We start from the raw sequence: 1,130 nt of genomic DNA on the forward strand, positions 1-1,130 counted from the left end.
TGAGGGTGTGGGAGAGTAGGTCACCGCCGGACTTAACTTGAGTAGATGGTTTGAGGCCCTGGTACCGTTTGGTGCCGGGGCCTCACCTGTTTAACCCGTCCCCTGGTAATCGACTTGCTACAGCCTATGGGTTCAGTTTCATGCTGGGCCCTTTTTGTCGTTAACCCCTTTTAGAAGAGTTGAATCTATCAAGGGGCTTCGATCGGCTACGCATGCGTCGATGGCTGGGGGGACAACCTTAGGGCCGCCACTGAGTGTCTTGCCACATTGGACCCGTTTCCCTATGGTATGACTCGTGCCTCCCGTAGACTTGAATTTAGATGTACATGCCTCGAGGGCATGCTGAATAGTTAATAGTGAAGTGATTTGCAAAGGCAAACACGAAGGTTGCGGTATTGAGATAGCCGCTGAAGGGGACATTAGATGTCTAACGAATTCCGCCGTAACTCCGACAACGGACGAGGCGACTTCCGGAACTCAGATTCAAACCGCAACAACTCCCGCGATGGCTTCAAGCGTCGCGACGACCGTAGTGATTTCAAGCGCACCGACGATAACCGTGGTGGCTTCCGCGGTGACCGAAATGCTGACCGCGGCGGTGACTTCAAGCGCGACGACAACCGTGGTGGTGGCTTCAAACGTGATGACAACCGTGGTGGTGGCTTCAAGCGTGACGATAACCGCGGTGGCGGTTTCCGCAATGATGACCGTGGTGGTTTCCGCGGCGAGCGTCGCGATGACAACCGTGGCGGTGGCTTCCGCAATGATGACCGTGGTGGTTTCCGTGGCGAGCGTCGCGATGACAACCGCGGTGGCGGCTTCAAGCGTGATGACAACCGTGGTGGTGGCTTCAAGCGTGATGACAACCGCGGTGGCGGTTTCCGCAATGATGACCGTGGTGGCTTTAAGCGTGATGACAACCGCGGTGGCGGTTTCAAGCGTGATGACAACCGCGGTGGCGGCTTCAAGCGTGATGACAACCGTGGCGGTGGCTTCAAGCGTGATGACAACCGTGGCGGTGGCTTCAAGCGTGATGACAACCGCGGTGGCGGTTTCCGCAATGACGATCGTGGCGGCTTCAAGCGTGATGACAACCGCGGTGGCGGCTTCAAGCGTGATGACAACCGCGG

Annotated in this window: 1 protein-coding gene; it reads right to left on the reverse strand. The window is 57.2% G+C overall.

Annotation, left to right across the window (positions count from 1 at the left end):
• Positions 1-483: 483 nt before the first annotated feature.
• A partial coding sequence (locus ACI2JZ_RS18390; protein ID WP_404598860.1) for a hypothetical protein occupies positions 484-1,130 on the reverse strand: 647 nt, incomplete at its 5' end.

Origin of the sequence: Microbacterium sp. NPDC087868, from assembly GCF_044900755.1 — a bacterium.
In the GTDB taxonomy this organism is placed as follows: domain Bacteria; phylum Actinomycetota; class Actinomycetes; order Actinomycetales; family Microbacteriaceae; genus Microbacterium; species Microbacterium galbinum.